Origin of the sequence: Propionicimonas sp. T2.31MG-18 (genome assembly GCF_964266745.1) — a bacterium.
In the GTDB taxonomy this organism is placed as follows: Bacteria; Actinomycetota; Actinomycetes; order Propionibacteriales; family Propionibacteriaceae; genus Propionicimonas.
Window position 1 is genome coordinate 94,396 of record NZ_CAXWGX010000012.1, and the last position, 21,866, is coordinate 116,261.

Genomic DNA, 21,866 nt, shown 5'->3' on the forward strand with positions numbered 1-21,866 from the left:
GGTGCGGACAGACTCGGGCACGGGCACCCGCGCCGGAGCCGTCCGGCCGCGCCGGTCCCCGGCGGCCACCCGCGCGCTGCTCGGCCTCGTCCTCCTGTTCCTGCCCGCCGTCCTCGGCGGCTGTGCGGCGACCCCGGGCACGCCGGCCGCGGCGCAGCGACCCACCGTCCGCGTGGCCGCGCTGAAGGGCCCGACCGCGGTCGGGATGGTCGCCCTGATGGCAGCCCAGGCGGCCGGGACCACCGCCACCGACGACGTCTTCACCGTGTCCGCCTCGCCGGAGGAGGTCGCGGCCAAGGTCGCCAGCGGGGACGTCGACATCGCCGCCCTGCCCACGAACGTCGCCGCCGTGCTGTACGCGAGAACCGGCGGTGCGGTCCGCCTGCTCGCGGTGACCACTCTCGGCGTGCTCTCCATCGTGGAGGACGGGGACAGCGTGCACGCCCTGTCCGATCTGCGTGGCCGGACGGTCTACGCCACGGGCCAGGGCGCCAACCCCGAGTACGTCCTGCGCTTCCTGCTCCGCAGCAACGGCCTCGACCCCGACGCCGACGTGCACCTGGTGTTCAAGGCCCAGCACGAGGAGCTCGCCACGCTCGTCGCCAACGGCACGGCAGGGCTCGCGCTTCTCCCCGAGCCGTTCGTCACGACGGTGACCATGAAGAACCCCCGGGTCAGGGTGGCCCTCGACCTCACCAGGGAGTGGTCGGCGACGGTCACCGACGGCAGCCGGCTGATGATGGGCGCGGTGGTCGTCCGTTCCGACTTCCTCGAGCGGCATCCGGAGGCGGTGGATGCCTTCCTCCGCGAGTACCGCGCCTCTGTGGCGCAGGCGACCGCAGACGTGGAGGCGACCGCCCGGGAGTGCGAGCGCTTCGACATCATCCCGGCGGCCGTCGCCCGCGCGGCGATCCCGCGGCTGAACCTGACCTTCCTCACCGGCGAGGAGATGGCGGCGGGCGCCCGCGGCTACCTCCGGGTGCTCCATGACGCCGATCCGGCCTCCGTGGGAGGAGCGATCCCCGATTCGCGGTTCTACGTCACCGGCCGGTGAGCGGCTGCGTCGCGCGGCGCCCGGCGTCGCCGCGGCGGCGTTCTGGCTCGTCCTGTGGCAGCTCGCCAGCGTTGTCGTCGGGCAGGAGCTCCTCGTGCCGTCCCCGGCCGTCGTGGCCGCCACGCTGGCCGGCCTGGCCGGCACCGCGGAGTTCTGGCAGGTCATGGGGCTCTCGCTGCTCCGCATGGCTGCGGGGTTCGTGGCCGGCGTCGTGGCCGGAACGGCGGCGGCCGTGCTCACCACGCGTTCCCGCGTCGTGGACGCGCTCCTCTCCCCGGCACTGAGGGTGGTGCGGGCCGCACCGGTCGCGTCCTTCGTGATCCTGGCCCTCGTCTGGATCCCGACCGGCCGGCTGCCGGCGTTCATCGCCTTCGCGATGGTCGTTCCGGTCGTCTGGGACACGATGGCCCAGGGCCTGCGCAGCCAGGACCCGGAACTTCTCGAGATGGCCCGCGTGTTCGGCCTGGGACGGTGGCAGACGCTGCGGCGGGTGCGGATCCCGTCGCTGGCCCCCTTCCTGCTGTCCGCGTGCACGACCGGCATGGGGCTCGCCTGGAAGTCCGGGGTGGCCGCGGAGGTGATCAGCCGTCCCGAGGTGTCGATCGGCCGGGAGCTCCAGGACGCGCGGGTCTACCTCGACACCCCGGCGGTGTTCGCCTGGACGATCACCGCCGTCGCGCTCAGCCTGGCGCTGGAGAGGCTGTTCCGGCTGGCCGCGCGGCGGTGGCTGCCGTCGGTGGGCGCACCCGAGGAGTCGCGGGGCAGGGGGGACCATGCCGGCGTGTGAGCGGGTGAGCTTCGGCTACCGTGCCGGGAGCCCGGTGCTGGAGGACTTCTCGCTCGTGCTCCCCGAGACCGGGGTGGTGTGCCTGCTGGGCCCGTCCGGCTGCGGCAAGACCACGCTGCTGAGGGTCCTCGCCGGACTGGAGGTGCCGTCGTCGGGCCGCGTCACGGGACTGGAGGGACGCCGCGTCGCGGTGGTCTTCCAGGAGGACCGGCTGCTGCCGTGGGAGACCGCCTGGCAGAACGCCGTGACCGGGCAGGACGCCGGGGCACGGGAGCGGGCGCGCGAGTGGCTCACCCGGCTCGGGCTGGGGGACAGCCTGCACCGCTTCCCGCGCGAGCTCAGCGGCGGGATGCGGCGACGGGTGGCGATCGCCCGCGCCATGGCCGCCGAACACGACCTGCTTCTGCTCGACGAGCCGTTCGCCGGACTGGACGAGCCGGCCTGGGCCGCTGCGGCCGGCCAGGTCGCGCAGGCGGGCGCGGACCGGCTGGCCGTGCTGGTCACCCACCTGCCGGAGCAGGCGGCGGCCATGGGCGCCCGGGTGGTGCGGCTGGCCGGGCCCCCGCTGGCCGTCCTCAGTTGACCGGCAGGACGGGCGGGGCCGCCTCCGTCGCGAACGGCGCGTACGTCGTGTGCAGCAGGTGGTGCGCCCGCTCGGAGTTCGGCTCTTCGTAGAAGTCCTCGTACAGCCGGAGGATGTCCGGGTTGTCCTGCGAGCGGCGGTAGGTGCTGGTGCGGTCGATGTCGAACAGCACCTCTGTGCGCTCGCGGAGCTCGCCGACCTTGGCCGGCGCGGGGTTGCCCGCCCCGTCGATGCAGCCGCCGGGGCACGCCATGATCTCGATCAGGTCGTACCCGGTGTCCTCGCCGGCGACCACGCGCTCGACGAGCGGCTCTGCGTTGCCCAGGCCGGAGATCACGGCCACGCGCACCGTCCGGCCGCCGGCGGTGATCGTCGCGTCGCGCACGCCCGCCAGCCCGCGCACGGCGGTGAACTCGAGGTGGTCGGGGTGCTTCTGCCCGGTGAGCTTCTCCACGGCCATCCGCAGCGCGGCCTCCGCGACGCCGCCGGAGGCGCCGAAGATCACCCCCGCGCCGGTCACGCGCGAGTACGGCTCGTCGAAGGCGTCGGGGGCGACGGCGTCCGGGTCGAGCCGCACCATGTCCATCATCTCCATGAACTCGGTGGTGGTGAGCACGGCATCGACGTCCCGGATCCCCTCCGGGGCGAACTCCGGCCGGGCGGCCTCGTACTTCTTGGCCAGGCAGGGCACGATCGAGACGACGTAGAGGTCGTCCAGCGACACCCCGTAGAGCTGGGCGAAGTGCGACTTCACCGTTGCGCCCATCATCTGCTGGGGCGACTTGCAGCTGGACAGGTGGGGGATCAGGGCTGGGTAGCGCTTCTCCACGAGGTTGACCCAGCCCGGGCAGCAGGACGTGAACTGCGGCATCACGCCGCCGGTGGCCACCCGGTTCAGGAACTCGGTGGTCTCCTCCATGATCGTCAGGTCGGCGGCGAAGGAGAAGTCGAAGATGCGGTCGAAGCCGATCGCCCGCATCAGGCCGGCCACGAACGGCGAGGCCTCCTCCGGCTTCTTGCCGTACTTGGCGGCGAGGACGCTGCGCGGCGCCGGCGCGACGAAGCCGACGACCAGCTTGGTCGGGTCGTTGATCGCGGCGAACACCGCGGGCCGCTCCCGCACGTAGTCGAGGGCGCCGCAGGGGCAGGCGGTGACGCACTGCCCGCACGAGACGCAGTCGGTCTCGATGAGCGGGCGGCCGTCGTGCGTGCCCACGGTCAGGTGCCCGTTGCGGAACTGGAAGGCCAGCACCCCGGGCCCCTCGATCTCCGCGCAGGCCGCGACGCAGCGTCCGCAGGAGATGCACTTGTTGTGGTCGCGAATGATGAAGGGGTGGTCGCGCACGACCGGGATCCGCGGACGCAGGTGCAGCGGCTCGGTGTAGGTGACCAGCTGACCGGTGGCGACCTTGCGCAGGTCGCAGACGAACCGGGCCTTGCAGCCACAGCGCAGGCAGCGGGCCGCCTCTGCCCTGGCCTCGGCAGTGGTGTAGCCCGTCTCGACCTCGACGAAGCCCGCCAGGCGCTCCTCGACGGGCACCGACGGCATGGGGTGGCGCTCCAGCCGCGGCCGGGACGAGAATTCGTCGCGGGGCAGGTCCTCCAGCGACCCGCGGCTGCAGTTGTACGCCGCCGGCTCGCCGCGGACGTAGCCGCGGGTGACGAACTGGTCGATGGCCCAGGCGGCACGGCGACCCGCGGCGACGGCCTCGATGACGGTGGCCGGGCCGGTCACGCAGTCGCCCCCGGCGAACACCTTGGCCTCGGAGGCCTCCATGGTCGAGCCGTCGACGTCGATGTCGCCCCACTTGTTCAGCCGCACCGGGAGGTCGTTGTAGAGGAACTGGGTGTTCGTGCTCTGGCCGATCGCGCCGATGATCATCGACGCCGACATCTCGAAGTCGCTGCCCTCCACCGGGATCGGGCGGCGGCGTCCCGACCGGTCGGGTTCGCCGAGCGTCATCTCCATGCACCGCAGGACCAGGCCCGGTCCCTCGCGACGGATGGCCGTGGGGGCGGCGAGGAAGCGGAGCACGACGCCTTCGGCCTCCGCGTCGGCGACCTCGTGCGGCTCGGCCGGCATCTCGTCCCTGGTGCGCCGGTAGAGCAGTGTCACCTGCCGTGCGCCGCGCCGCAGCGCCGTCCGCGCGCAGTCGATCGCGGTGTTGCCGCCGCCCACGACCACGACGGCGGGCCCGGGGTCGGGGTCCACGCCCTTGGTGACCTGCTCGAGGTAGCGGATGCCCGTCCACACGCCTTCGGAGTTCTCGCCCTCCAGGCCCATCGGCGTGGGGGTCCAGGAACCGATGGCCAGGTAGACCGCGTCGAAGTCCTGCTGCAGGTCCTCCAGGCGCAGGTGGGTGCCCAGCGACTTGCCGCAGATGATCTTCACCCCGAGCGCGGTGATGGTCGCGATCTCGGCGTCCAGCGTCTCCTTGGGCAGCCGGTACTCCGGGATGCCGTAGCGCATCATCCCGCCGGGACGTGGCTGGCGCTCGAAGACCGTGACGTCGTGACCGGCGATCGCGGCGTAGAAGGCCGCGCTCAGCCCGGACGGGCCGGCGCCGACGACGGCGATGCGCCTGCCCGTCGGCTCGGCGGCGGTGGGGACCCACGGGTGCTCGCGGGCGAGGTCCCAGTCGGCGGCGAAGCGCTTCACGTGGTTGATCGCCACCGGCGCGTCCACCAGCGAGCGGCGGCACTGGCCCTCGCAGGCGTGCGGGCAGACCCGGCCGCAGGCGGACGGGAACGGGTTGCGGTCCTTGATCACCCGCACCGCGGCCTCGAAGTTCCCGTCGGTGACCAGCGCGAGGTAGCGCTGGATGTCGATGTGGGCCGGGCAGGTCTGCTGGCACGGCGGCTCGCAGTCGGCGTTGTGGTCGCACAGCAGCTGCTCGACGCGGACCCTGCGGTAGGCGTCGATGGTGTCCGACCGCGTGCGGATGACCATGCCCGCGGTGACCGGCGTGATGCAGGACTTCACCTCGCGGTGGTCGGCCCCGACCTCGACCACGCACAGCCCGCAGTTGCCGTTGGCCCTCTCCAGCCGGACGTCGTTGCACAGCGACGGGATCTCGATGCCCTCGGCCTGGAGCGCCTCGAGGACGGTGAGCCCGCCGTTGACGTGGACCTCGCGGCCGTCCACCGTGACCGTGATGCGTGCGTTGCCAGTCAGGTCCTGCATGACAGCCTCCCGCCGAGACCGGGCCGCGCCGCTGCGGCCACTACGCATATTCTCCTATGGACAACGACGCAGGGCGCCGATCGCGACGGGGAAGTGTCCGCGGAGCACCTGTTTTTGCGCTTGCGGGGCCATCACGGTAGCCTTGACCGTTGTGTTCGGGCGACCGAACCATGCGTGCGTGCGCCGCGTCCGGCCCGCCCCTTCGACGAGTTCGGGGAACCCCTGAGCCTGCAAGGGTGGCTGGTGGCGCTCGGCGCGCGCCCCGCAAAAGCCTCACGGAAAGAGATACCAGCCGGTGCCCACTATCCAGCAGTTGGTCCGCAAGGGCCGTACGGACAAGGTCAGCAAGAACAAGACGCCGGCGCTGAAGGGTTCGCCCCAGCGCCGTGGCGTGTGCACCCGCGTGTACACCACCACCCCGAAGAAGCCGAACTCGGCGCTGCGCAAGGTCGCCCGCGTGCGGCTCTCCTCCGGCGTGGAGGTCACCGCCTACATCCCGGGCGTCGGCCACAACCTGCAGGAGCACTCGATGGTGCTGGTGCGCGGCGGCCGTGTGAAGGACCTCCCGGGCGTGCGCTACAAGATCATCCGCGGCTCGCTCGACACCCAGGGCGTCAAGAACCGCAAGCAGGCCCGTAGCCGCTACGGCGCGAAGAAGGAGAAGTAATGCCTCGCAAGGGTCCCGCCCCGAAGCGTCCCGTCGTCGTCGACCCGGTCTACGGCTCGCCGCTGGTCTCCCAGCTGGTCAGCAAGATCCTGCTGGACGGCAAGAAGACCACCGCGCAGAGCATCGTCTACGACGCGCTCGAGGGCACCCGGGCCAAGACCGGCGTCGATCCCGTCCAGACGCTGAAGAAGGCCCTCGACAACATCCGTCCCGCCCTCGAGGTGAAGAGCCGCCGCGTCGGTGGCGCCACCTACCAGGTGCCGGTCGAGGTGAAGCCCGCGCGGGCCAACACCCTCGCCCTGCGGTGGCTGGTGAGCTTCTCCCGCGCCCGTCGCGAGAAGACCATGACCGAGCGGCTGATGAACGAGCTGCTGGACGCCTCCAACGGCCTCGGCGCTTCGGTGAAGCGGCGCGAGGACACCCACAAGATGGCCGAGGCGAACCGTGCGTTCGCCCACTACCGCTGGTGACCCACACCTGCGCATGAACCCACGCAGGGCACGGCAGACCCACGCCGTGCCCTGCCCCCTGACCGCAGGGCGTCCTGGTCGCAGGACCTCCCGCAGCAGGACGTCTTCTCTCAGCAGAACGGAAGGTTGAGCCCAAAGTGGCGATCGACTCCAACCAGGATCTGGCCAAGGTACGCAACATCGGCATCATGGCCCACATCGATGCCGGCAAGACCACCACCACCGAGCGGGTCCTGTTCTACACCGGCATCAACTACAAGATCGGCGAGGTGCACGACGGCGCCGCGACGATGGACTGGATGGAGCAGGAGCAGGAGCGCGGCATCACCATCACGTCCGCCGCGACGACCTGCTTCTGGAAGGGCGTCCAGATCAACATCATCGACACCCCCGGCCACGTGGACTTCACCATCGAGGTCGAGCGCTCCCTGCGCGTCCTCGACGGCGCGGTCGCCGTGTTCGACGGTGTCGCGGGCGTGGAGCCGCAGTCCCAGACGGTGTGGCGCCAGGCCACCCGGTACGGCGTGCCCCGCATCTGCTACGTCAACAAGCTGGACCGCACCGGTGCGTCGTTCGACTACTGCGTGAAGACGATCCGCGAGCGGCTGAACGCCGTCGCCGCCGTCCTTCAGCTGCCGATCGGCGCCGAGTCCCGGTTCCAGGGCGTCGTCGACCTCGTCGGGATGCGCGCGCTGATGTGGCGTGGCGAGACCCAGATCGGCGAGGACTACACCGTCGAGGAGATCCCGGCCGACCTGGCGGACGCCGCCGCGACCGCGCGCGAGGAACTCATCCACACCCTGGCCGACCACGACGACGAGTTCGCCGAGGCGTGGCTGGAGGCCGAGGAGACCGGCGGGGAGCTGACCGTCGCGCAGATCAAGGCCGCCATCCGGCGCGCCGTGATCGCCAACAAGATCACCGCGGTGATCTGTGGCACCTCGTTCAAGAACAAGGGCGTCCAGCCCATGCTCGACGCGGTCATCGACTACCTGCCCTCGCCCCTGGACATCCCGGCGATCGAGGGTTTCAAGCCGGGCCACCCCGACCAGGTGATCGAGCGGCACACCTCCAACGAGGAGCCGCTGGCCATGCTCGCGTTCAAGATCGCGGCCGACCCGCACCTGGGCAAGCTGACCTACATCCGGATCTACTCCGGCGTGCTGAAGGCCGGTCAGCAGGTGCTCAACGCGACCAAGGGACGCAAGGAGCGCATCGGCAAGATCTACCAGATGCACGCCAACAAGCGTCAGGAGATCGAGTCGATCGGCGCAGGCATGATCATCGCGGTGATGGGCCTGAAGGACACCACCACCGGTGAGACCCTGTGCGACCCGCAGAACCCGGTCGTGCTGGAGTCGATGGACTTCCCGGCCCCGGTCATCGAGCAGGCCATCGAGCCGAAGACCAAGTCCGACCAGGAGAAGCTCTCCACCGCCATCCAGCGGCTGGCGGAGGAGGACCCGACCTTCCGCGTCCACACCGACGAGGAGACCGGGCAGACGATCATCGCCGGGATGGGCGAGCTCCACCTCGAGGTGATGATCGACCGCATGAAGCGGGAGTTCAAGGTCGAGGCCAACATCGGCAAGCCGCAGGTGGCCTACCGCGAGACCCTCCGCCGCCCGGTGGAGAAGGTCGAGTACACCCACAAGAAGCAGTCGGGTGGTTCGGGCCAGTACGGCAAGGTGATCATCGCCCTCGAGCCGCAGGAAGCCGGCAAGGGGTACGAGTTCGTCAACGCCGTGACCGGCGGTCGCATCCCCAAGGAGTACATCCCCGCGGTCGACCAGGGCATCAAGGAGGCCATGGCCTTCGGCCCGCTGGCGGGCTACCCGGTGGAGGACATCAAGGTGACGCTGCTCGACGGCGCCTACCACGACGTCGACTCCTCCGAGCTCGCCTTCAAGATCGCCGGCTCCATGGTCTTCAAGGAGGCTGCGCGCAAGGCCGACCCGGCCCTGCTCGAGCCCCTGATGGCCGTCGAGGTGACCACCCCCGAGGACTACCTCGGTACGGTCATCGGCGACATCAACAGCCGCCGCGGCCACGTGCAGTCCATGACCGAGGCCCACGGCAACCAGGTCGTCCGCGCCCTGGTGCCCCTGAGCGAGATGTTCGGCTACGTCGGCGACCTCCGGTCGAAGACCTCCGGCCAGGCGTCCTACTCGATGGAATTCGACTCCTACGGCGAATGCCCGAAGTCGGTTGCCGACGAGATCATCGCGAAGGGACGCGGCGGCGCCTGAGTTTGACCTCAGGCATCACGGTAGAGAAAACTTGGCATGGTCCGTGCCCTAAGGCCCGGACCGTGACCATGCAGTCAAAGAATCAGTAACGCCCCGCGAGCCCGCGTGGCGACCATCCGAAAAGGAGCCCAAGTGGCAAAGGCCAAGTTCGAGCGGACCAAGCCGCACTGCAACATCGGCACCATCGGGCATATCGACCACGGCAAGACCACGCTCACCGCGGCGATTACGAAGGTGCTCCACGACAAGTACCCCGAGCTCAATGCGGTGTCGGCGTTCGACCAGATCGACAAGGCGCCGGAAGAGCGCCAGCGCGGTATCACGATCTCGATCGCGCACGTCGAGTACCAGACCGAGAAGCGTCACTACGCTCACGTCGACTGCCCGGGTCACGCCGACTACGTCAAGAACATGATCACCGGTGCCGCCCAGATGGACGGCGCGATCCTGGTGGTCGCCGCGACCGACGGCCCGATGCCGCAGACCCGTGAGCACGTGCTGCTCGCCCGTCAGGTGGGCGTGCCGGCGATCGTGGTCGCGCTGAACAAGTGCGACATGGTCGACGACGAGGAGCTCATCGAGCTCGTCGAGCTCGAGGTGCGCGAGCTGCTCAGCGCGCAGGAGTTCGACGGCGACAACTGCCCGATCGTGCGCGTGGCCGCCTTCCCGGCCATGAACGGCGACGCCAAGTGGAGCGAGAGCATCCTCGAGCTCATGGACGCTGTCGACGAGTACATCCCGCAGCCCGAGCGCGAGACCGACAAGCCGTTCCTGATGCCGATCGAGGACGTCTTCACGATCACCGGTCGTGGCACCGTCGTCACCGGTCGTATCGAGCGCGGCATCGTCCGCACCGGCGAGACCGTCGACATCATCGGCATCCACGACAAGAAGCAGTCCACCACCATCACCGGTGTGGAGATGTTCCGCAAGATCCTCGACGAGGGTCGCGCGGGCGAGAACGTCGGCCTGCTGCTGCGTGGCACGAAGAAGGACGACGTCGAGCGCGGCATGGTCGTGATCAAGCCGGGTTCGACCACCCCGCACACCGACTTCGACGCGAACGTCTACGTGCTGACCAAGGAGGAGGGTGGCCGTCACAAGCCGTTCTTCTCCAACTACAGCCCGCAGTTCTACTTCCGCACCACCGACGTGACCGGCGTCGTTCAGCTGCCCGAGGGCACCGACATGGTGATGCCCGGTGACAACACCGACATGACCGTGCACCTGAACAAGCCGATCGCCATGGAGGACGGCCTGAAGTTCGCCATCCGCGAGGGTGGTCGTACCGTCGGCGCCGGCCGCGTGACCAAGATCATCAAGTGAGCTGACTCACTCGTAGATCCCTCAGTTCGGCCCCTGCCCCCGTGGCAGGGGCCGTTCTGCGTCCCCACCTGTCGGCCCCTGCCCCGCGGCAGGGGCCGTTCTGCGTCCCCACCCGCCGAGGGCCAGCCTTACCGCCGAGGGCCCCACCCCAGGGACGAGCCCTCGGCGCGAAGGCTGGCCCTCGACGGGTGGGGGTAGCCTGCCGGACGTGACGATCCACTCCTCCCACCCGTTCGCGGACCCGCCGTCTGCCAGGGACGCGGTGCGCGCGTTCCGCGGCCGCCTCGCCTCAGCTGTGACGCTGTGGACGGCGACGGGCGAGCGCCGGCCGGCGGGGCTGACCGTCTCGTCGCTGATGGTCGCCAACGGGACGCCGGCACGCGTGCTCGCCCTGATCGACCCGCTGTCGGACCTGGCCGACGCGCTCGCGTTCTCGGGGCGGGCGGCGATCACCGTCCTCGAGCAGGGACAGGAGCGGCTCGCCGAGGTGTTCGGGGGGGCGGCCCCCGCGCCCGGGGGAGCCTTCCGGCAGGCCGCGTTCAGCGACACGGAATGGGGCCCGGTGCCCACCGGTGCGGTCACGTGGGCCGGCGTCCGCCTGGAGTCGGCAGCAGAGGTCGGGTGGTCACAGCTGGTCACCTGCGTCGTCGAGCACGTCGTGACCGGCGAGGGCGGCGCACCGCTGGTGCACCACCGCGGGCGCTACCCGCGGCTGGGCTGACGCGGGGGGTCAGACCTCGATCTCGAGGTCGGCGCGGGTGGGCGGGTTCGCCCCGGCGCGCGACACCGTGATCGCCGCGCAGGCCAGGGCCCGCTCGACGGCGGCCGTGATGGCCGGCCACTCGGCGAACCGCAGGCGCTCCCGCGCGTCCGGCCCGCCCAGCAGGCCCGCGTCCAGCAGGCCGGAGATGAGGCCGGACATGAACGAGTCCCCGGCGCCGACGGTGTCGACGACGCGGGTCGGCAGCGTCGGGAAGCGCTGGAGCTCGCCGCCGGCCAGCACGACCAGCTCGTCCCCGCCCTGGGTGACCGCGCACACGGACGGGCCCATCGCCGCCCAGTGGGCGAGCACCTGGGTCACCGGGGTGGTCCCGTAGAGCCAGCGGACGTCCTCCTCTGAGGCCTTCACGACGTCGGAAAGGGCGATGAGCCTCTCGATCACCGGCCGGGCGGCGTCCGGGCTGCCCATGAGCGTCGGCCGGGCGTTCGGGTCGTAGGAGACGGTCGCGTGGTCGCGTGCCGAGCGGACGATCTCGAGCACGGCGTCGCCGCCGGGGGAGAGGGTGGCCGCGATCGAGCCGGTGTGGACGTGAGCGTCGCGGGGCACGACCACCTGGGCGGGGTCGAGCCGCCACTCGAGGTCGAACTCGTAGGTCGCCACGCCGGCCGCGTCCAGGCGGGCAGCGGCGGTCGGCGTGCGAGCGGCGTCCGTGCTGCCGGCGGTGAGCTCGACGTTCTCCGCGTCCATCAGGGCGGAGATCCGCGCGCCGCGCTCGTCGGTGCCGATGTGGGTGGCCAGGCGGGTGGCGTGGCCGAGGCGGGCGAGCCCGATCGCGACGTTGGCCGGGCTCCCTCCCACGTGCTCGACGATGTCGCCGGTGGGCGGGATGACGATGTCGATGAGTGCTTCGCCGACGACGGTGACCGGGGAGTTCATGGCCATACCTTAGGGCTCGAACGGGACTCCTGTGAGCCGCGCCGAAACCTGCCACAGCCGATCGCCGACGCCGGGCTCCAGAGCGCCGGGTGGCAGCTTCGCCGGTCCGGCGGGGCCGGCGGAGCCGCCGAGGCGGGTCGGCCCGTAGTACGCGGCCGGGCGGGGGTCGGTGGCGGCCAGCAGCACCGGCTGGGCGCCGTCCGCGGGCGACTGGATGGCCCGCAGGACGCGTCCGGCAGTCTCGACCCAGGCGGGCGGGCCGGCTGTGTCGAAGATCGCCGTCTGGCACCAGCCGGGGTGGGCGGCCACGGCGCTGACCCCCGCGTCCGCACGGGCCGAGCGGCGGCGCAGCTCTCCGGCGAGGACGACCGCGGCCAGCTTGGAGTCGCTGTAGGAGCGGTAGGTCGATCCCGGCCCGCCGAAGTCGGGGCCGATGCGGCCCCGGGTGGCCATGATCGAACCGAGCATCACGACCCGGGCGTCGCCGGCGGCGCGCAGGGACGGCCACAGGCCCGCGGTGAGGGCCCACGCGCCGAGGTAGTTCACGCCGACCTGGAGGTCGAACCCCTCGCTGGTGCGCGCGTCACGGTCAGAGGTGCTGGTGCCGGCGTTGTTCACCAGCAGGTGGACGGGCCTCGCGCCGACCCGCGCGGCGAACGCGGCGATGCCGGCCAGCGAGCCCAGTTCGAGCTCCTCGACGACCACCTGCGCGCCGGGGTGTCCCCGACGGATCTCCGCGGCGGTCGCCTCCCCCTTGCCGGTGTTGCGCACCGCGAGCACGACCTCGGCGCCCGCTCCCGCGAGGGCGGTGGCCGTCGCCCGGCCGATCCCCGCGCTCGCGCCGGTGACCACGACCCGCCGGCCGGTGAGGTCGGGCAGGGCCAGCGGCGGCAGGCGGTCGCCGACCACGGGCCGGGCGGCCACGCTCAGCCCTGTCGCTTCTGGATCGCCGCCCACTCGTCGCGCAGGCCGACCGTGCGGTGGAACAGCCCGGCGGTGTCCGGGTCGGCGGCGAAGTAGCCGAGCCGCTCGAACTGGAGCACCTGCCCGGGCGCGGCGTCCGCGACGGCGGCCTCTGCCCTGCCGACCACGATCTCGCGCGAGTTCGGGTTCAGGTCGTCGAGGGCCTCCCCGGTGGCCTCACCGGGGACCTGGGCGGTGAACAGCCGCTCGTAGAGCGCGACGTCGACGTCCACGGCGTGGGGGGCCGAGACCCAGTGCATGGTCGACTTCACCTTGCGGCCGTCCGGCGCGTCACCACCCCGGGTCGCCGGGTCGTAGGTCGCGTGCACGGCGGTGAGGGTGCCGTCCTCGTCCTTGTCGACGCCGGTCGCGGTGACCAGGTACGCGCCGCGCAGGCGCACCTCGCGTCCCGGGCTCAGCCGGAAGTACTTCGGCGGGGGGACCTCGGCGAAGTCGTCCTGCTCGATCCAGAGTTCGCCGCTGAAGGCGACCTGGCGGGTGCCGTCGGCCGGGTTCTCCGGGTTGTTCGCCACCTCGAAGTACTCCACCACCGGTGCACCGGACGCGTCGGTCGGCCAGTTGTCGATCACCAGGCGCAGCGGGCGCAGCACGGCCATCCGCCGCTGGGCCGTGGCGTTGAGCTCGCGCCGGACGTAGGCCTCCAGCGCCTCGATCGACTGGCGGCTGTTGGTCCGGGTGGTGCCGATCTCGGTGCAGAAGGCGCGGATGGCCCTCGCCGGGTAGCCGCGGCGGCGGAGCCCGCGCAGCGTCGGCATGCGGGCGTCGTCCCAGCCGTCCACCGTGCCGTCGGCCACGAGCTTGGCGAGGCGCCGCTTGCTGGTGACGGTGTGGGTGAACTCCAGGCGCGCGAACTCGATCTGCCGCGGCTGGTCGCCCGGCAGTGGCAGGTGCTCGAGGTACCAGTCGTAGAGCGGACGGTGGGTGTCGAACTCGAGCGTGCAGATCGAGTGGGTGACCCCTTCGATCGCGTCGCTCTGGCCGTGGGCCCAGTCGTAGGTCGGGAAGATGCACCAGTCGCCGCCGGTGCGGAAGTGGTGGCTGTGCCGGATCCGGTACATCACCGGGTCGCGCAGTGCCATGTTCTCGTGGTTCATGTCGATCTTCGCGCGCAGCACCCGGCTGCCCTCCGCGAACTCGCCGGCCTTCATCCGGCGCAGCAGGTCGAGGTTCTCCTCGATGCCGCGGTCACGGAACGGACTGTCCACCCCGGGCTTGCCGAACCCGCCGCGCTGGGCGGAGATCGTCTCGCCGTCCTGGTCGTCGACGTAGGCCAGTCCCTGCTGCACGAGGTACTCCGCCCACTCGTAGAGCTGTCCGAAGTAGTCGGACGCGTGCAGCAGCCGGTGCGGGTGGAAGCCCAGCCACTCGATGTCGGCGACGATCGACTCGACGAACTCGGTCTCCTCGGTGTCGGGGTTGGTGTCGTCGAGGCGCAGGTTGCACAGCCCGCCGAACTCCTCTGCCGTGCCGAAGTCGACCGTGATCGCCTTCGCGTGCCCGATGTGCAGGTAGCCGTTCGGCTCCGGCGGGAACCGGGTCTGGACGCGTCCGCCGTAGGTGCCCTGCTCGTTGTCGCGCCGGATGATGTCACGGATGAAGTCGTTGGCGGCAACTGGCTCGGTCATGGCCGAAAAGTTAGCACGCTGCCACCCCCGTCCCGCCCACGCGGTTCCTGCCCCCGATCGTCACTCCCGCCACCGGAATTCCGGTAGCGGGAGTGGCGATCGGGGGCAGGAACGGGACGGGGTGCGGGCGGGAGGATGCAGGGCGGGTGGGCGGGTGGTGATTCGGTAGGCTGATCCGGCTATGACTGCCAGCCCAGCCCGCCTCCGCGTGGCGCCGTCGCCGACCGGCGACCCGCACGTCGGCACGGCGTACATGTCCCTGTTCAACCTCGCCTACGCCCGGGCCACCGGCGGCGCCTTCGTGCTGCGGATCGAGGACACCGACCAGGCCCGCTATGTCGCCAGCTCCGAGCAGCAGATCTTCGACACGCTGCACTGGCTGGGCCTGGACTGGACGGAGGGGCCGGACATCGGCGGGCCGTACGCGCCCTACCGCCAGTCCGAACGGCTCGACACCTACCGTCCCTTCGTCGACCGGCTGATCGCGGACGGCCACGCCTACTACTGCTGGTGCTCCACCGAGCGGCTCGCGGCGCTGCGGGCCGAGCAGCAGGCGTCCCGGACCTCGGACACCGGGTACGACCGGCTCTGCCTGGGCAGGACCCGCGAGGAGCGCGCGTCGCTGCCCGGGTTCAGCGAGACGCCGGTGGTGCGGATGCTCATCCCCGACGACGTGGCGCTGGAGTTCACCGACCTCATCCGCGGCCCGGTGAGCGCGCCGTGTCCCGACGACCAGGTGATCCTCAAGGCGGACGGGTTCCCGACCTACCACCTCGCTGTAGTGGTGGACGACCACCTGATGGGCATCACCCACGTCGTGCGCGGGGAGGAGTGGATCTCCTCCACCCCCAAGCACCTGCTGCTGTACCGCTGGCTCGGGTGGACGGCGCCCGCTTTCGCCCACATGCCGCTGCTGCGCAACACCGACAAGTCCAAGATCTCCAAGCGCAAGAACCCGGCCGCGAGGCTCACCTGGTTCCTCGAGCAGGGCTACCTGCCGGAGGCGCTGCGGAACTTCCTCCAGCTCTTGGCCTACCCGCCGGTGCACGAGGGCACAGACGTCGCGAGCTTCGATGAGTTCGTCGCTGCCTTCGACTGGGCGAAGGTGAACACGACGGGCCCGATCTTCGACCTCACCAAGCTCAACGCGCTCAACGGCCACTACATCCGCAGCCTGGATGCGGCCGAGCTCGCCGACCGGATCGTCGCCCACGCCGTCCGGGAGGGCCAGTGGACGCAGCCGTCCCCGGCCGACGTCGACCTGCTGCGGCGCGCCGTCCCGCTCGTGCAGGAGCGACTGGTGCTGCTGGGCGAGGCCGTGCCGAAGCTGTCCTACCTGTTCACTGCGGACGCCGACCTGGTGATCGACCCCGATGCCCTGGCCAAGGCCGGCCCGGACGCGGCGGGCGTGGTCACCGCCGCGCTGGCGGCCCTCACGAACCTGGGCGAGTGGACGACCGACACCATCCAGGCCGCGCTGCGTGACGCGCTGGTCGAAGGCCTGGGCATCAAGCCGAAGTTCGCCTTCGGCCCGGTCCGCCTGGGCATCACCGGCTCGAACGTCTCGCCGCCGTTGTTCGAGTCGATGGAGCTGCTCGGGCGCGATTCGAGCATCACCCGCCTGAAGCGACTGCTCGGGCTGCTGTGAGCGTCGTCGCCGTCTTCGGGGGACGCAGCGAGATCGGGGTGGCGGTGGCCACCCGGCTCGCGGCCGGTGCGACGGTCGTGCTCGCGGCCCGACCGGGCCCGATGGACGAGGCCGTCGCCGCCTGCCGCGCTGCCGGCGCCGCGCGGGTCGAGACCATCGACTTCGACGCCGACGACATCGCCGCCCAGCCCGGCGTCGTGGACGCGGTCGAGCGCCTCGTGGGGCCGATCGACATCGCCGTCCTCGCCTTCGGGGTGCTGGGCGACCAGGCGCTCGCCGAGCGGGACGCCCGGGCCGCGGCCGCCATCCTGCACACCGACTTCACGGCCCAGGCCGCGCTGCTCACCGTCCTCGCCGACCGCATGCGGACGCGGGGGAGCGGCACGCTCGTCGCCTTCTCCTCGGTCGCGGGCGCGCGCGTCCGCCGGGCGAACTACGTCTACGGCTCGGCGAAAGCCGGACTCGACGGGTTCGCCTCCGGGCTGGCGGACGCCCTGCACGGCAGTGGGGTGCACCTCGTGATCGCCCGGCCCGGCTTCGTCATCGGGCGCATGACGGCCGGCATGGAGCCGGCCCCGTTCTCCTCCACCCCCGACCAGGTCGCCGACGCCGTGGTGCGCCGGATCCGGGCCGGCCGTGGCGTCGAGCTGTGGATCCCCTGGCCGTTGCGGGTGCTGTTCGCGATCGCGCGGCTGGTGCCGCGCGCATTGTGGCGGCGCATGCCCCGGTAACCGGGATCAGTCGCCGTCCTCCTCCTCCTCGTGGTCCTCGTGGTCCTCGTCCTCGTGGTCGTCATCGTCGTCGTGGTGACGGGAGGACGCCTTGTCGGAGGAACCGCCGCCCTTCTTCGGGCGGCTCGGGACGTCCACGATGACAACCCTGGGCTCGGGGGTCTTCACCACCGTCTTCACGACGGTGGTGACGCAGGCCCCGTCCTTCAGGACCGCGGGCGGCTCGCAGGGGAGGAACACGGTGTAGCGCTCCGGCGTGACCGCCGGCTGCGGGTGGACGATCGGCGCGACGTCCAGCGCGTCGTAGGCGACGGCGGCGCCCGCCGTGCCCAGGACCGCCGACACCACGGCCACGGCCGGGTTGAGCAGATGCATGCGTGACTCCTTCACTCGCGGGCCAGTCTTCCGGCACGCCGCCCGCGCGTCACCCCACTTAAGGAGGGCTTAACGTCGTCATGAGGAAGGCTTGCCGCCGGTCCCGGGAGCGTTGGCTGGAACCATTGAAGGGATTGGACATGGCCTACTCCGCCCGTACCCGGGATCGCTACCGCGCGGTGTCCTCCGTCGTGACCGGAGCCGTCGCCGCGGCGTGCGTGGCCGGCACGGGGGCGGTGATGGGGACGGCGTCCGCTGCGAACTCCCAGCGCGAGCACGACAAGGCCGTCGCCCGGCAGCGGGCCATCGACGCGCAGCCGATCCTGGAGGAGCTCGAACGACCCGCGGTCACGGTGACCCGGATCAAGACGGTCACCAAGCCGGGGCCCGGTCCCGCCGTCCGCGTCATCCGCGTCGGCGGTGGCAAGGCGGGCACGGGCACCCGGTCGACGAAGAAGCCGTCCAAGCCGCCGACCACCTCCTCCGGGTCGTGACCGCAGCCGCGCCCGTGCAGGTGCAGTGGCGCGCGCTGGGGACCTACGTGCAGCTCAGCGTCTCCGACGCGGCGGCGGTGGCCGCTGCGGAGGAGCGCGCCCGCGGCCTGCTCGCCGCGATCGACCGGACCTGCAGCCGCTTCCGGCCCGACTCCGACCTCGCCCGGGTGAACGCCGGGGCCGGCACCTGGGTCCGGGCCGATCCGTTGCTCGTCGCGGCCACCGCGGCCGCCGTGGAGGCCGCCGGCCACACCGACGGCCTCGTTCACCCCCTTCTGGGTCGCGTGGTCGTCGGCCTCGGCTACGACAGGACCTTCACCGACCTCCAGCCGGGCCGCGCGTCCTGGACACGGGTCGACCCGCCGCCGCTGGACGCCTGGCGGGCGATCGAGTGCGAGGACGAGGCGATCCGGATCCCCGCGGGCACGGCCCTCGACCTGGGGGCGACGGCCAAGGCCTGGGCGGGCGACCTGATCAGCACGACCATCGCCGCTGAGGACCGCACCAACGTCATCGTCAGCCTCGGCGGGGACGTGTCGGTCGCTACCGGGGGACGCCGGCCCACCGCGTGGCCGGTGCGCATCCATGACGACCCGGAGGCCGCGGCGGACACCGAGGTGGCCATCGAGGACGGGGGCCTGGCGACCTCGTCCACGCGGCTGCGCCGCTGGACCGTCGCCGGTGTCGACCACCACCACGTGGTCGACCCCCGGACGGGAGCCCCGGCGCGCACCTGCTGGCGGACCGTTAGCGCGACGGGCCCGTCGGCGACCGCGGCGAACGTCGCCAGCACCGCGGCGGTCGTGCTGGGCGAGGAGGCTGTCGCCTGGCTCGCCGCGCGTGGCGTGGCGGCACGGCTGGTGTCGATCGAGGGCCGCGTGACGACGACCGGCGGGTGGCCGGCGGAAGGAGACGGTGAATGAACGGTCCCGAGCTGTGGTTCCTCAACCGGGCGACCGGGGTGGTCCTCCTCGTCCTGATGACGCTGTCGGTGGTGCTCGGCATCCTCAGCGCGCGCTCCCGCGTGGGCCGGGGGACGCCGGGCTTCGTCCGCGGTGTTGTCCACCGCAACGTCGCCGTCCTCTCCATGGCCATGCTCACCGTGCACGTCGTCTCCGCCGTGGTCGACACCTACGTCGACATCCGCTGGTGGGACGCGTTCGTGCCGTGGGGAGGCCTCTACCAGCCGGTATGGCTCGGGCTCGGTGCCCTCGCCCTCGACCTGACCGTGGCGATCGCGATCACCAGCGCGCTGCGCACACGGATGCCCCGTGCCCTGTGGAGGGTCATCCACCTGGCCAGCTACCCGGCCTGGGCCATCGCCATGGTCCACGGTCTCGGGATCGGCACCGACCGCGCCGCCGGGTGGTCGCTGGTGGTGACCGGCCTGTGCATCGCCGCCGTCGTCGTGGCGGGCACCGTCCGGGTCGGCGGGGCGGTCGTCCGGGCGGTGCGCGCATGAGCGTGCTGGTCGAGGAGGGCCCGCGCCTGCTCGCGCACCTGGACGAGGGCCCTCAGCTGGTGCACCACCGTCGCCGCCATCCGGCGCCGGCGGACGTGACGCTCGACCGGCTGGCGGCGGCGGCCGAGGCCGCGGACCTGCGCGGGCGTGGTGGTGCGGGCTTCCCCTTCGCCACCAAGCTGCGCACCGCTGCGCGGCGGCGCGCCGTCGTGGTGGTCAACCTGAGCGAGGGCGAACCTGCCAGCCACAAGGACGAGGCCCTCGGGCAGTTGCGCCCGCACCTGGTGCTCGACGGGGCCGTGCTGGCCGCCCGGGCGCTGGGGACGCGCCAGGTGCACCTCGTCCTGCCCGGAGAGACCCCGGCGGTGGGCGAGCGCATCGGCGCCGCCCTGGCCGAGCGCGGGTCGTCCGACCGGGTGTCCTGGCAGGTCCACACCGCCGCGGCGGGCTTCGTCAGCGGGCAGGCGCGCGCGGTCATCGAACTCATGTCGGGCCGGCCCAACCTCCCGGTCACCGCCTGGGTCCCGGAAGCCGTTTCGGGCTACCGTGGCCGTCCGACGCTGCTGTCGAACGCGGAGACCTTCGCCCAGCTGGCCGGCATCTGGGCGCACGGCCCGGACCCGGCGACCATGCTGATCACCCGCGCCGGCGACACGGACCGGCCCAGGGTCCTCGAGGCCGTGCTGGGCGACCGGTGGGACGCGGTGCTCAGCCCGGCCGAGCTCGCCCGCCCGGTGCTGCTGGGGGGCTACCACGGCGTCTGGGTTCCGGGTGGGGCGCTGGCGAACCGCCGCATCGCCGGCGAGGACCTCGCCGGGCTGGGCGCCACGCTCGGTGCCGGCGTGGTGCTGCCCCTGCCCGAGGGGTCCTGCCCTGTGCGCGAGACCGTCCGGATCGTCGACTACCTCGCCGGCCAGTCGGCCGGGCGCTGCGGCCCGTGCCGGCTCGGCCTTCCCGCCCTGGCGCGAGCGCTGGACGACATCGATCGCGGCGTCGGCTCCGGCGAGCTCGTGGACGATCTCGCCGCCACCGTGAGCGGGCGTGGCGCGTGCGCACACCCGGACGGCACCGCGCGCCTCGTGGTCTCGCTGCGGCGCTGGTTCGGCGACGAGCTCGCCCTCCACGAACGACAGGAGTGCGGACATGGCGTCCTCGCGGCTGCGGGTTGACTGGCCCTCGTGCGAGGGGCGCGGGCTCTGCCACGAGCTCCTGCCCGAGTTGATCTCGCTCGACCGGTGGGGCTTCCCGGTCATCGGCGGCGAGGTCCCCGAGGAACTCCTGCCGGCTGCCCGGCGCACGGTGGCCGGGTGCCCGCGGCTCGCCCTGAGGCTGGTCTGATCCGGCCCTCAGTCGCTCTCGGCGGCCTCGAGCTCGTCGACGAAGGTCGGCAGCCCCGCCGGTGCCCGGCCGCTCGCCGCCCGGATCAGCACGACCCCGGTGATGATCAGCCCCCCGCCGGCGAGTTGGAGCCCGGTGGGCAGCTCGCCCAGCACGATCGCGGCCAGCAGCGACGCGAACAGCACCTCCGACAGGCTCACGAACGACGACAGGCGCTCGCCCATCAGGGCGATGCCGGCCACGCCCAGCCCGTACGCCAGCGCCGTCGCGCACAGCACCACCACGGCCAGCGGAACCCACCAGGGCACGCTCGCGCCCATCAGCGACACGTCCACCAGCGGAGCGGCGTACGGCAGGACGCCGGTGAGCACGGCGATGCCGAGCACCGCGGCCCCGACGGGCAGCCCGAACGCGGGCAGTGCCAGCGGGTGCAGCCTCGTCGGCCGCGCGCCGAGCACGAAGTAGGCTGCCGCGCCGAACATCGCCAGGAACCCGAACAGGACGCCGAGCGGGTCGAGGCTCGCCCCGGCCAGGTCGAGGACGCAGAACAGGCCGAGCACACTGGTCAGCGTCCCGGCCAGCACGAGGCGGGACGGAGCGTGCCGCTGGCGCACCCAGGCCAGCAGCACGAGCGCCACGGGAGCCATGTACTCCAGCAGCAGCGCCACGCCCACGCTCACCCGGTCGACGGCGGCGAAGTACATCAGCTGGGCCGTGGCGACGGCGAGGGCGCCGAAGGCGGTGATCGTCCGCCACTCGGCGACGACCTCGCGCAGACGTCCCCGCATCACCCACAGCCCGATCGGGAGCATCAGCACCGCCGCGCCGACCACCCGCCAGAACACGGCGCCACCCGGCGTCCATCCGGCGTCGAGCAGGGGACGCGCGAACGCGCCGGAGGTCGCGAAGGCCAGTGAGGCCCCCAGCCCGAGCAGCACCCCCAGCCCGATGCGGCTAGGCTGAACGGGCGCCGCGAGGCCGTGCGAGGAGCTGGTCACCCGCGCAATGCTGCCCGAGTCCGCAGATTTGGCAAGGCAGCGCCCAGCATGAAAGAATCGACAGGTTGCTCCGACGAGGACGCCTGCACTGGCGGCCTCCCGGCAAGTCTGGCGCTCGTGTGCCGGGCCCTACCACGACCCTTCAAAGATCGGTCATGTGCGGCCCAGAGACGGCCCGACACGCCCGACCCCGGGGGTCGGAGAGACACCTCCATCGGTAGATGCAGCCGGAGG

At 72.0% G+C, this 21,866-nt stretch carries 21 protein-coding genes; 15 read left to right on the plus strand and 6 right to left on the minus strand.

Features of this window, described 5'->3' with window-relative positions; all coding sequences use genetic code 11:
• The first annotated feature begins 1 nt into the window (after nt 1).
• From ACFQQJ_RS05295 to ACFQQJ_RS05305, 3 genes are read left to right on the plus strand one after another with little or no spacing between them, the layout of a single operon-like run.
• Nucleotides 2-1,054 (plus strand): ABC transporter substrate-binding protein, encoded by a 1,053-nt coding sequence (locus tag ACFQQJ_RS05295; RefSeq protein WP_377104829.1) that lies wholly within the window; start codon nt 2-4, stop codon nt 1,052-1,054.
• The gene (locus ACFQQJ_RS05300) at nt 987-1,841 is read left to right on the plus strand and encodes an ABC transporter permease (RefSeq protein WP_377104832.1); all 855 of its coding nucleotides are present in this window, start codon (nt 987-989) and stop codon (nt 1,839-1,841) included. The genes ACFQQJ_RS05295 and ACFQQJ_RS05300 overlap by 68 nt, the downstream gene beginning before the upstream one ends.
• Nucleotides 1,828-2,424, plus strand: a complete 597-nt coding sequence (locus ACFQQJ_RS05305; protein ID WP_377104834.1) for an ATP-binding cassette domain-containing protein — start codon at nt 1,828-1,830, stop codon at nt 2,422-2,424. Before ACFQQJ_RS05300 ends, ACFQQJ_RS05305 begins: the two co-directional genes overlap by 14 nt.
• Here the strand turns inward: ACFQQJ_RS05305 and ACFQQJ_RS05310 are convergent.
• Nucleotides 2,417-5,608, minus strand: coding sequence for a [FeFe] hydrogenase, group A (locus ACFQQJ_RS05310; protein ID WP_377104836.1), 3,192 nt, complete (start codon nt 5,606-5,608; stop codon nt 2,417-2,419). The two genes, ACFQQJ_RS05305 and ACFQQJ_RS05310, sit on opposite strands and share 8 nt — an antisense overlap.
• A gap of 295 nt (nt 5,609-5,903) precedes the next feature.
• Between ACFQQJ_RS05310 and rpsL the strand changes: the two genes are divergently transcribed.
• The 5 genes from rpsL to ACFQQJ_RS05335 all read left to right on the plus strand — a co-directional run bounded on the left by rpsL (nt 5,904) and on the right by ACFQQJ_RS05335 (nt 11,041).
• On the plus strand, nt 5,904-6,275 hold the full coding sequence (rpsL, locus tag ACFQQJ_RS05315) for a 30S ribosomal protein S12 (RefSeq protein WP_020488528.1): 372 nt from the start codon (nt 5,904-5,906) through the stop codon (nt 6,273-6,275).
• Nucleotides 6,275-6,745, plus strand: coding sequence for a 30S ribosomal protein S7 (rpsG, locus tag ACFQQJ_RS05320; protein WP_377104839.1), 471 nt, complete (start codon nt 6,275-6,277; stop codon nt 6,743-6,745). The genes rpsL and rpsG overlap by 1 nt, the downstream gene beginning before the upstream one ends.
• 137 nt (nt 6,746-6,882) lie before the next feature.
• Entirely contained in the window at nt 6,883-8,994 is a 2,112-nt protein-coding gene (gene fusA / locus ACFQQJ_RS05325) for an elongation factor G (protein WP_377104841.1), read from the plus strand.
• A 132-nt stretch (nt 8,995-9,126) separates the two neighbouring features.
• Nucleotides 9,127-10,320: an elongation factor Tu gene (gene tuf, locus ACFQQJ_RS05330; protein WP_377104843.1), complete on the plus strand. Its 1,194-nt coding sequence runs from the start codon at nt 9,127-9,129 to the stop codon at nt 10,318-10,320.
• Between the two features lie 208 nt (nt 10,321-10,528).
• Nucleotides 10,529-11,041, plus strand: a complete 513-nt coding sequence (locus tag ACFQQJ_RS05335) for a flavin reductase family protein (RefSeq protein WP_377104845.1) — start codon at nt 10,529-10,531, stop codon at nt 11,039-11,041.
• A gap of 9 nt (nt 11,042-11,050) precedes the next feature.
• On the opposite strand, the gene ACFQQJ_RS05340 is transcribed toward ACFQQJ_RS05335, so the two are convergent.
• The 3 genes from ACFQQJ_RS05340 to ACFQQJ_RS05350 are packed head-to-tail and all read right to left on the minus strand — an operon-like array spanning nt 11,051 to nt 14,586.
• Nucleotides 11,051-11,977, minus strand: a complete 927-nt coding sequence (locus tag ACFQQJ_RS05340; RefSeq protein ID WP_377104847.1) for a carbohydrate kinase — start codon at nt 11,975-11,977, stop codon at nt 11,051-11,053.
• Between the two features lie 9 nt (nt 11,978-11,986).
• On the minus strand, nt 11,987-12,901 hold the full coding sequence (locus ACFQQJ_RS05345; protein ID WP_377104849.1) for an SDR family NAD(P)-dependent oxidoreductase: 915 nt from the start codon (nt 12,899-12,901) through the stop codon (nt 11,987-11,989).
• Nucleotides 12,902-12,903: 2 nt separating this feature from the next.
• A complete protein-coding gene (locus ACFQQJ_RS05350) occupies nt 12,904-14,586 on the minus strand; it encodes a glutamine--tRNA ligase/YqeY domain fusion protein (RefSeq protein ID WP_377104851.1) in 1,683 nt (560 codons plus the stop codon).
• A gap of 253 nt (nt 14,587-14,839) precedes the next feature.
• Between ACFQQJ_RS05350 and gltX the strand changes: the two genes are divergently transcribed.
• Nucleotides 14,840-16,234: a glutamate--tRNA ligase gene (gene gltX / locus ACFQQJ_RS05355; RefSeq protein WP_377105467.1), complete on the plus strand. Its 1,395-nt coding sequence runs from the start codon at nt 14,840-14,842 to the stop codon at nt 16,232-16,234.
• Nucleotides 16,231-16,965, plus strand: coding sequence for an SDR family NAD(P)-dependent oxidoreductase (locus tag ACFQQJ_RS05360; protein ID WP_377104853.1), 735 nt, complete (start codon nt 16,231-16,233; stop codon nt 16,963-16,965). The genes gltX and ACFQQJ_RS05360 overlap by 4 nt, the downstream gene beginning before the upstream one ends.
• Nucleotides 16,966-16,971: 6 nt before the next feature.
• On the opposite strand, the gene ACFQQJ_RS05365 is transcribed toward ACFQQJ_RS05360, so the two are convergent.
• Complete coding sequence (locus ACFQQJ_RS05365; protein ID WP_377104855.1) at nt 16,972-17,340, minus strand: hypothetical protein; 369 nt, start codon at nt 17,338-17,340, stop codon at nt 16,972-16,974.
• Nucleotides 17,341-17,480: 140 nt separating this feature from the next.
• On the opposite strand from ACFQQJ_RS05365, the gene ACFQQJ_RS05370 reads away from it, so the two are divergent.
• Genes ACFQQJ_RS05370 through ACFQQJ_RS05390 form a run of 5 tightly spaced genes read left to right on the plus strand, consistent with a single transcriptional unit; the run spans nt 17,481 to nt 20,634 of the window.
• The gene (locus tag ACFQQJ_RS05370) at nt 17,481-17,834 is read left to right on the plus strand and encodes a hypothetical protein (RefSeq protein ID WP_377104857.1); all 354 of its coding nucleotides are present in this window, start codon (nt 17,481-17,483) and stop codon (nt 17,832-17,834) included.
• Nucleotides 17,831-18,757, plus strand: a complete 927-nt coding sequence (locus tag ACFQQJ_RS05375) for an FAD:protein FMN transferase (protein ID WP_377104859.1) — start codon at nt 17,831-17,833, stop codon at nt 18,755-18,757. Before ACFQQJ_RS05370 ends, ACFQQJ_RS05375 begins: the two co-directional genes overlap by 4 nt.
• On the plus strand, nt 18,754-19,296 hold the full coding sequence (locus ACFQQJ_RS05380) for a ferric reductase-like transmembrane domain-containing protein (RefSeq protein WP_377104862.1): 543 nt from the start codon (nt 18,754-18,756) through the stop codon (nt 19,294-19,296). The genes ACFQQJ_RS05375 and ACFQQJ_RS05380 overlap by 4 nt, the downstream gene beginning before the upstream one ends.
• Nucleotides 19,293-20,465, plus strand: a complete 1,173-nt coding sequence (locus tag ACFQQJ_RS05385) for an NADH-ubiquinone oxidoreductase-F iron-sulfur binding region domain-containing protein (RefSeq protein ID WP_377104864.1) — start codon at nt 19,293-19,295, stop codon at nt 20,463-20,465. The genes ACFQQJ_RS05380 and ACFQQJ_RS05385 overlap by 4 nt, the downstream gene beginning before the upstream one ends.
• A complete protein-coding gene (locus ACFQQJ_RS05390) occupies nt 20,440-20,634 on the plus strand; it encodes a ferredoxin (RefSeq protein WP_377104866.1) in 195 nt (64 codons plus the stop codon). Before ACFQQJ_RS05385 ends, ACFQQJ_RS05390 begins: the two co-directional genes overlap by 26 nt.
• Before the next feature lie 8 nt (nt 20,635-20,642).
• On the opposite strand, the gene ACFQQJ_RS05395 is transcribed toward ACFQQJ_RS05390, so the two are convergent.
• Nucleotides 20,643-21,632: a DMT family transporter gene (locus ACFQQJ_RS05395; protein WP_377104868.1), complete on the minus strand. Its 990-nt coding sequence runs from the start codon at nt 21,630-21,632 to the stop codon at nt 20,643-20,645.
• Nucleotides 21,633-21,866 lie beyond the last annotated feature (234 nt).